Source organism: Serratia sp. ME47 (assembly GCF_903970925.1).
GTDB classification, from domain to species: domain Bacteria; phylum Pseudomonadota; class Gammaproteobacteria; order Enterobacterales; family Enterobacteriaceae; genus Serratia; species Serratia ureilytica.
On sequence record NZ_CAJCKE010000050.1, the window covers coordinates 1 to 8,893 of the forward strand.

8 protein-coding genes are annotated in these 8,893 nt (G+C 53.5%); all 8 read left to right on the forward strand.

Annotation, left to right across the window (positions count from 1 at the left end):
* The first annotated feature begins 752 nt into the window (after positions 1-752).
* The 8 genes from H7A77_RS25000 to H7A77_RS25035 all read left to right on the forward strand — a co-directional run bounded on the left by H7A77_RS25000 (position 753) and on the right by H7A77_RS25035 (position 8,585).
* Positions 753-1,670, forward strand: a complete 918-nt coding sequence (locus tag H7A77_RS25000) for a ParA family protein (RefSeq protein ID WP_182074801.1) — start codon at positions 753-755, stop codon at positions 1,668-1,670.
* On the forward strand, positions 1,667-2,332 hold the full coding sequence (locus H7A77_RS25005) for a hypothetical protein (protein WP_182074802.1): 666 nt from the start codon (positions 1,667-1,669) through the stop codon (positions 2,330-2,332). Before H7A77_RS25000 ends, H7A77_RS25005 begins: the two co-directional genes overlap by 4 nt.
* Positions 2,325-3,674, forward strand: coding sequence for an SPI-7-type island replicative DNA helicase (gene dnaB-PI / locus H7A77_RS25010; protein WP_182074803.1), 1,350 nt, complete (start codon positions 2,325-2,327; stop codon positions 3,672-3,674). The genes H7A77_RS25005 and dnaB-PI overlap by 8 nt, the downstream gene beginning before the upstream one ends.
* Positions 3,675-3,676: 2 nt before the next feature.
* Positions 3,677-5,413 carry a ParB family protein gene (locus H7A77_RS25015; protein WP_182074804.1) on the forward strand — a complete coding sequence of 579 codons (1,737 nt, stop codon included), beginning with the start codon at positions 3,677-3,679 and terminating at the stop codon, positions 5,411-5,413.
* Positions 5,413-6,135: a DUF2786 domain-containing protein gene (locus H7A77_RS25020; RefSeq protein ID WP_182074805.1), complete on the forward strand. Its 723-nt coding sequence runs from the start codon at positions 5,413-5,415 to the stop codon at positions 6,133-6,135. Before H7A77_RS25015 ends, H7A77_RS25020 begins: the two co-directional genes overlap by 1 nt.
* Positions 6,136-6,340: 205 nt before the next feature.
* Complete coding sequence (locus H7A77_RS25025; RefSeq protein ID WP_060558267.1) at positions 6,341-6,970, forward strand: DUF2857 domain-containing protein; 630 nt, start codon at positions 6,341-6,343, stop codon at positions 6,968-6,970.
* Positions 6,967-7,230, forward strand: a complete 264-nt coding sequence (locus H7A77_RS25030) for a hypothetical protein (RefSeq protein WP_043143926.1) — start codon at positions 6,967-6,969, stop codon at positions 7,228-7,230. Before H7A77_RS25025 ends, H7A77_RS25030 begins: the two co-directional genes overlap by 4 nt.
* Before the next feature lie 113 nt (positions 7,231-7,343).
* Positions 7,344-8,585: an STY4528 family pathogenicity island replication protein gene (locus H7A77_RS25035; protein ID WP_182074806.1), complete on the forward strand. Its 1,242-nt coding sequence runs from the start codon at positions 7,344-7,346 to the stop codon at positions 8,583-8,585.
* Positions 8,586-8,893: the final 308 nt, after the last annotated feature.

Here is an 8,893-nt window from a genome sequence, read left to right on the forward strand (position 1 = left end):
TCATATACTTTTTTTTTTTTAAAAGCAGAAGCCGGCATACGAGATGGAATCTCGAGACTGGAGTTCAGACGTGTGCTCTCCCGATCCCCGTCCCCCAGAAAGCGAAAAACCCGCCATAGGCGGGTTCTTCTAAATAGGGCGACCGGACTCGGACAACCGGCGCTGGCGCCGCGTTGAACAGCGCTTTAGCGCTGGCCCGCAGGGTGAGGCCCTTGGCCGAATAATCGAACGCAGTTCGATGGAGAGTCCGTACCCCAGAAAGCGAAAAACCCGCCATAGGCGGGTTCTTCAAATATGGTGCCCGGACTCGGACAACCGGCGCTGGCGCCGCGTTGAACAGCGCTTTAGCGCTGGCCCGCAGGGTGAGGCCTTTGGCCGAATAATCGAACGTAGTTCGATGGAGAGTCCGTACCCCAGAAAGCGAAAAACCCGCCATAGGCGGGTTCTTCTAAATAGGGCGACCGGACTCGGACAACCGGCGCTGGCGCCGTGTTGAACAGCGCTTTAGCGCTGGCCCGCAGGGTGAGGCCCTTGGCCGAATAATCGAATGCAGTTCGATGGAGAGTCCAGTCCCTGAAAAGCAAAAACCCAGCCATAGGCTGGGTTCTCTAAATATGGTGCCCGGACTCGGAATCGAACCAAGGACACGGGGATTTTCAATCCTCTCTTCGCTAGTAAGTTGAATTATCGCAGTGTGAAATTAGTTTCTGCATCGAATTTGTACTCATCGAATACTTTATTCGAGTGTACACATGGAAAATATCGTCACAAAAGCCACTACTGTTTATAACAGTACTAAGTCTCAAATTGTGCCTATGGTTTCAACCAAAGGCGGCGAGGGTAAATCCACTCAAAGTGCCAACCTTGCCGGCTTCCTTGCTGATGCAGGTAAAAAGACTCTCCTCATAGATGGTGACCACTCCCAACCCACCGCAAGCAGCATTTTCTCCCTGGAATATGAAGCCCCCAACGGTTTGTATGAACTGTTGATGAAGACTGTCGACCTCAATCACCCCGAACAAATCATCTCTCGTTCTGTTATCCCTAATCTCGATGTTATCGTTTCCAACGATCCCCACGACCGTTTATCTTCTGCCATGTTGCATGCCCCTGATGGTCGTATGCGGCTGAAGAATGTTCTGCAGCACCCTTTGTTCAACGAGTACGACGTCATCATCATTGACTCCAAAGGCGCGGCGTCTGTGATGCTCGAACTGATTCTGGTTGCCAGTACGGAGTTCGCTGTCGGTGTTATCAAGCCTATATTGCCAGATACGCGTGAGTTTCTGCGTGGCACATTGGGGTTGATGGAGGGGTTATTGCCGCTGACCAGCTACGGCATTGCGTTACCACGTATCCGTATTCTGACGAACTGCATGGAGTACACGAATCTGGATTGGCAGACTCTGAATAGTCTGCGCGGCATTATCGCAAACGGGCAGTATCTGTGTGCAGATACCTTCGACGTCTCCCTTCTCGACACCATCATCCCCAAGCTTGAAATTTACAAAATGGGGCATGCTTCCGGTCAACCTGTTCATCGTCTCGAAAGAACCACCACTCGTACATCAACGCTCGCTGCTGCTGACACTATGTATGAGCTGGCCTGCGAGTTGTTCCCTCACTGGATTGCCGACTTCGACGTTTTGCACCAGGAGGCAAATCAATGAATATTGAACAGCTAGTGACCTTTCTTAATGAACAGCGCGAGTTAGCCGCACCTGCACCCTGGCAGGTTCTTGAACTCTATAGCGATGGCGTCACTGTCGTGGATATCAACGGCTTCGAGCATGTGGAAATCCCTAATGTCGCGATTGTTCCAGACTGGGAAAAACTTGGGCTAGAGCACTGGTCGGATAACGGTGGGAGCCGTGATGTGAGTCTTGAGGAGCAACGGGCTAATGGTTATCTGATCGCTGCAGCACCACATCTCCTGGCTTACGTCAATGTGCTTAACAGTAATTTGGAAACCACGGAGAATGCGCTGCGTCGCATGCTGAAAATGCATGCGTTGATGATGGCAAAAACCAATCATGCTGCCAGCATCTATGATGCTGAATGTCTTCACGAAATGGCCGAGGCCCCGTATGAGGCCGCCGCGGTACTTGAGCACATCTGTGGCGCCGATGCCGAGAATACCCACCTAAAAGAGGCAACTTGCGTAGGGTGCGGTTGTACAGATGGCCATGCTTGCCTGGATAAAAACAACAAGTCATGCAGTTGGCTTAAGGTCAATCGTGAAACCGGGATGGGGGTATGTTCATGCTGTCCGACTTTTCTTAAGCACCCGTTAACAACTGACGGTGAAGGATCGGAGGTGCGTCATGACTGATATGCATATTCCTTATTCTTCGGATGCCGAGCAGGCTGTTCTCGGCGGCTTGATGCTGGATAACGAGCGGTGGGATGACATTCTGCCATTAGTTGGAGATCGTGATTTTTATCTGGCGGTACATCGTCGCATTTTCCAGGCCATGGCTCGCCTAATGGCTGTTCAGCAGCCGATTGATCTGATTACGCTCCACGAATCACTGGAAAAAAATGGTGAACTCGAACAGGTAGGCGGTTTTGCCTATCTGGCGGAGTTGTCTAAAAACACACCGAGTGCAGCCAATATTGTCGCCTATGCCGGGATTGTTGCTGAACGCAGTCGACTGCGTAGCCTGTTGCAGCTCGGGCGTGAATTGAGCGCTAATGCTGCCAATCCCCGTGCAGACTCTGCCGCCCTGACCGAAAGGGCTGAACAGCAATTGTTCCAGCTCTCTGAGCAAACCCACTCACAGCAGAATGTCAGCCTGACCGATGGGCTGAATGCTGTCGTGACCTATCTGGAGACGGTGAATGGCGGTAATGGTATCACCGGCACCCCGACCGGCTTCTCAGAGCTTGATGTGATGACGTGTGGTTTGCAGCCGGGAGATTTGGTTTTGCTTGCCGCACGGCCGTCGATGGGTAAAACCGCCTTTGCATTGAGCGCTTACACCGGCGCGCTTCGAGGCACGGAGAAACCTGCATTCTTCTTTAGCCTGGAAATGCCGCGCGAGCAGTTGCTCCAACGCCTGATTGCTGTTGACGGGCGGGTTGAACTTTCAAGGTTGCGCAGCGGCCAGTTGGATGATGAAGATTGGGCGCGTATTTCCAAAGCGTTGGAGCGGTTGTTACCATTGGAAGACCGTCTGATTATTGACGATGAATCGTTTTTGACCCCCGCACTGCTGCGCTCCAGGGCACGGCGTTACACCCGGTTGTACGGTAAGCCGGGTTTAATCATGGTCGATTATCTGCAGCTGATGCGATGCCCAGGGCAGGAAAATCGCACCCAGGAAATTTCAGAAATTTCCCGCAGTCTGAAAGCGCTGGCCAAAGAACTTGATTGTCCCGTCGTCGCGCTGTCTCAGCTGAACCGTCAGCTGGAGAGCCGTGCTGACAAACGTCCCTTTAATGGTGACCTGCGAGACTCCGGTGCGCTGGAGCAGGATGCTGATGTGATCGCCTTCATCTACCGGGACGAGGTCTATTACGCTGACTCTGATGATGCCGGCACGGCAGAAATTATCATTGGTAAACAGCGGCAGGGCGCAACGGGTACCGTTCGCGTCAAGTTTGAAGGGCAATTCACCGCTTTCAGCAACCTCCACGATAGTCTGTATGATCAATATTCGGGGAGGGCGTAATCATGGCGCGTCCTAAAACCAAGATCCTCGATCTGAACAGTGCTTTGCTCCAGCAGGGCAAGACTGCAGCAGGCACGCAACCTTTGGCCCCTGTGGCGGCGGAGACCCCCGTCAGTGAAATGCCATTGGTGCTGACACTGGATGAAGTGAACCCGAACCCGGATAACCCGCGCACAACCCGCAACCCCAAATATGATGATATTAAAGCGTCAATTCGGGCGCGCGGTTTGGACACGGTGCCAAAAGTAACTCGTGATCCGGAGCGTCCAGAGCTGGGGTACTTTTTCAGTGATGGAGGCAATACGCGTTATGCCATTCTTTCCGAGCTCTGGCAGGAAACGGGAGAAGAGCGATTTTATCGCTTCCCTTGTGTGTTCAAACCCTGGCCAGGTCGGCTGTCCTGTGTCATTGGTCATTTGGCTGAAAATGAAGTGCGTGGAGATCTGACGTTTATCGAAAAAGCGTTTGGGATCAAGCAGGCACGTACTCTTTTTGAAGAGCAATTGGGTAAAACTGTCTCTTTACGTGAGCTTTCAACGCTGTTGGGGGAGTCTGGCTATCCAGTCCATAGTTCAAACATTAGTCGGATGGAGGACACCGTCCAGTATCTGCACCCTTATATGCCAGCACTTCTTGAGTCAGGTTTGGGGCGCCCTCAGATTCAGCATTTACTTGCATTGCGTGCTCATGCCGAAAAGACCTGGCTGGATTTTGTAATAGAGGGGGGATCTCAAGAGGCATTTAAGTCGGTATTCGGTAGGGTATGTTCTCAATTTAATGATCCTGAATTGTATTCACTGGATATGTTCCGTGATGAGTTGATCGGTGCCCTCATTAACGCGTTGCCACATCCGTTGCTCAATTATGACCGCTGGCTACTGGAGCTCGATCCCAAAGAGCAAAACCGGCGTAAGCACCTCGGTGAGCCTGAGCCGGCATTAACGCCTGAGCTGTCAGGCAAGGGCAATACTGTCGAGTTGGCGCCAGCACTGCAGCAGGAAAATACCGACGGACCGACGGCACCTGAAGTGCAGGGGGAGGGCTCTTCTTTGGTACTGGACAGCGCGTTGCCTGGGTCAACGGGTGATGCCGATGATGAATCACAGAACGCTCAGGAAGAGGAAACGCCTGCAACTCAAACTGAACGCCGTGTTGAAACTCAGCCAGATTTATACGGTGCGCCTTCTGTGTTGTCGGGTGACGTTGAAACGGTTTTAGACGGTGAGAATACCACCGTCCCCCTGCCTGACACTCATGAGTCGACAGCCCTTCACAGCAATACCGGGACACAGCCAAATCAGGGTGTAACCCCTGTTGCAGAGGTGCCTTTTGCCGAGGTAGGACTTGAGCCAGTCTCCTCCATTTGGGCTATTTCTGCCCTGCAGGATGATATCGAGCACCTGCAGGTGATCACCTTCCGATTGGCATTCGAACTGGCCGAAGTGGCGGGCTGCGAGGCTGAAATCAAAGCTGATAAAGCCGACTTGCAGGCTGCCGGCTACGCATTGACTGCCGAACGTCCCTCTCGCTTCACCGCGTTACTCCTGACCCTTGCCGGCAACAACCCGGACGGCGCCTCATCCAGCTCGCTCAATGAAGCCCTCATCGGGTCGGAAAATGCTGCTGACTGGCCGTTGCTTGACGATATTCATGCCGTGAAATTGATGCGCCTTATTCGCGTCTTACGCCGTCTGCGTGAACTGCAGCGTGATTTATCTGCAACAGAGGAGACAGCCTGATGAGCCATTCACAACGACAGGTGCGCCTGGTGAAACTGGTGCGCAAACTGCTTGAGCTGGCCCGTAGCAACAGTAATGCGCATGAGGCTGGGCTGGCGTTAGCACGGGCGCAAAAGCTGATGGAGAAATACGGCATCAGCGAGCTGGACGCCAGCCTGTCTTCTATCCAGACGGCACCGAGCCAGGGAGCACCTTCCGAAGCGAAACAAAAATTACCTGAATGGATGTCCGGGCTGGCGTGGGCGATTGCCCGTGCCTTTGGATGCAGTTTGTATTTTTCCTGGCGGGATACCGCGTCTGGCCCGCGCCGCAACGTGACGTTCTACGGTTTTAGTGAGCGGCCGGCCGTTGCGGCTTATGCGTTCGATGTTCTGAGCCGGCAGTTGAAAGATGCGACTGCAGACTATCTGAAAACCCAGAATAAGCGCCTGAAAATGAGCACGCGGCGTGCCCGAGCTGAGCAGTTTCGTGCCGGCTGGGTTGCCGGCGTTCGCAGAGTCATCACGACGTTTACCGTGACAGAACAGGAATGCGAGCTGATGGGAGCCTGGCTGGAAAGTCAAAAGATGGGGGAGCTGCAAACGCGCGCCCCGAAAACCTGCCGCGGTGATGATATTGCCCGTTTACGTGGATTCGAGGCAGGCCAGAACGCCCGTTTACACCAGGGTGTTCAGGGGGCTGTGACCACTGGCATTGGTTATCAGGGAGGACGCAATTCATGAACCTTTATCTATTCCTTATCACAATGCTGTCCTTCATTTTTTGGTTCCTGTTTATGCGCGACGTTCCTGATCCCAGAACGTGGTTTAAGGACAAGGGCAAAAACTTCATTTCAGCGTTGCCATTCCTGTTCGTTTCCATGGTGTTGCTGGCATGCTTGTTTGCTGTTTTTTCGAGATATTTTTCCAAAATTCAGGGGGGGGCACTATGAGTAATAGCTTGTCTCAGGCGACGAACAGCCTGCTCACTCAGCTCGTGATGGAACTTAAATCAGGCTATATCCGCCGCTGTGAATCTCTGGGGCTGACCACGGAGGAGATGCAACTGCTGCACGGTTTGACCATTGAAGATCTGCATTACCTCATGAACAGCTCGGTATCGGTGCTGACCTTCCAAATCCATCACGAGAATTTTTCTCTGATGCTGCAACATGCGCGCCGTGAGCAGCAACGTATGCAGCGGATTGATCGTGCACTGGCGTTGGGGGGCTCTATCGAAATGATGCAGCACTATTTTGGCCTCTCGACCGTTGAAGTTGCAGCCCGCCGACGCATGACCGGTATCAACATTCGCCAGGGGCGCTGTGCAGCGCTCAGCGACGACGAGAACGCGGCATTGTGGCGCCAGTGGCAAAAAGCCGACATCGATGACGCCTCCAGTGCCGATGGACTGGACGTCATGATGCTGGCCGCCGAACAGATGGATGTTTCTCTGACGGCTGTCTGGCACGCCGTCCGCAGCTTCGATGCCCCTCAGACGGCAACGGCCAGAAAAGCCATTCAGGCGGTGCGTACGCCACGCGCTACGCCGGGAGGAAATACAAGGAGGCTGGCATGAAGCCCGTGATGTTAATGCCGGGGTTGCAGGTCCCCCGTTCGGCGCCACCATCCTGCCAGAGAAAGGCGAAGGAGCAGGTCAGGCGTTTCCGCCGCGGGGAACGTAACTACAAGCACCTTCATGTTAAAGGCAAGCACGCCCCCGGGCGTGCCTGGATGAAGATTGATATCGGTACCAGCTGGCGACTGCTCAGCCGAAACAGTGGTGATGACTGGGAGCTGTTGACCCATGAACGCTACAACAACGAACTGTGGAAGTGATGACATTCACCCTGTACCTGATGTCGGGTACAGGCCTGAGTGCCGTTAGGCCAACAACCGCTTGATGCCTTCGCCCTGTGGGCGGGGGCAGCGTAAAAGGATACGCAAAATCGATGAGCATAAACAACACACCTGATGACAGCCTGATCACCTTTACGCTCGAACAAATGAATGCCCGCCTGGCGGAACGAATAGGCGCGGAAAAGCACGCGGGGAGTCCCGATGTCACGAATCTGCGTAGCGGTCTGCTGTACATGGGCAATGTGCATGATTCCATCCCCCGCCGGTTGCTCCTGGACACTCGTCTGTCACCGCTGGATAAAACTGCGTGGATAATGATCCGCCTGTACGCACAACAGAACCAGGGTGCCGTGTTCCCGACCTATGACGAACTGCAACTGCAGCTCGCCTCGCCGTTTAACGGTAAGGCATCTCGCGAGACCGTCAGCCGCGTGCTGTTGATGTTACGCCTGACCGGCTGGCTCAGTTTGTGCCGGCGTGTGCGTGACGGCCAGGGGCGGGTGAGGGGGAATATCTATGCCCAACACGATGAACCACTCTCGGCCCGTGATGCGGAGACACTGGATCCGACCTGGCTGGATACGGTCGCCATGGGCTGCGCGCATAAAAACCGCACCGTCAGCCAGACGGCCTGGTCGGTACTGTCCGATATTCAACATGATCCGACAATGCGTCATCAGCATTCCCAAATGGCGGCCATTGCTGAACGACTGGGCTCACCACAAACCCCGCAACAGATGGCCGCCAGAGTGTCTCAACGACAGGAGAATTCCCCCAGTTCGGACGGCGAACTCAGTAAAAAATCCCCGGGTTCGGATACCGAACTCAGTGTAAAACAGGAAGGCAAAACACCGAGTTCGCTTTCCGAACTCATTCTGGAATCAATTACTTACGGTGCATCAACGAAACCGAACTGTAACGTACGTTCTTTCACACAGAGTGTGAATAAAACAACGTACGTACCTGAGTTGCCGGCCGAACTGCAGAACATCATTGCGACGGATGATCAGCGGCAGATTGGCGAGCAGCTTAAGGCATTGCCTGCAGAGGTTGCCCGTCAGGTGCTGGAGAGTCTTGAGCAGGCAATGGCCAAAGGCACCCTGAATAATCCCACTGGCTGGCTACTGGCGGTCATCAAGCGCGCCAGAAACGGTGAATTGTATGCGAGTGCCAAATCCCCAGAACCTGCCAGGCCTGTAACACGACGCCAAATACCTTGCTCTGCGGCGCCAGCAAAACCAGCAGGTCCCGTCCGCCAACATCTGGCGTCGCGGGAGCATGTAAGTGGCGTTGTGGCCAAATTGCGCCAGCAAATGATAAGGGCAAAAAAATGAGTCGTGAGTGCAGATAATCAATTTGTTCAAAAATAGACCACTACTGCCACTGGTAGTGGTGGTTGAAAAGTCACCACTGTTGACAGTGTCAACAGTGAATGTGTATTCCGATGATTTCGATCAGTGATTCCGGCGATTCCGAAGAATGGTCAAAATTGTATTAGACGTCAAGTACATTGGCCGCGCATTGACTCAGCATTTTTGTTACCAAACGCGCACTGTTGCCTCACCAAAATTGTTACTTTGGCTGAGTGATAAATAATCAGTCAGAGGTGCACCTATGAGCAATGCATTGTTGCCTATGGATA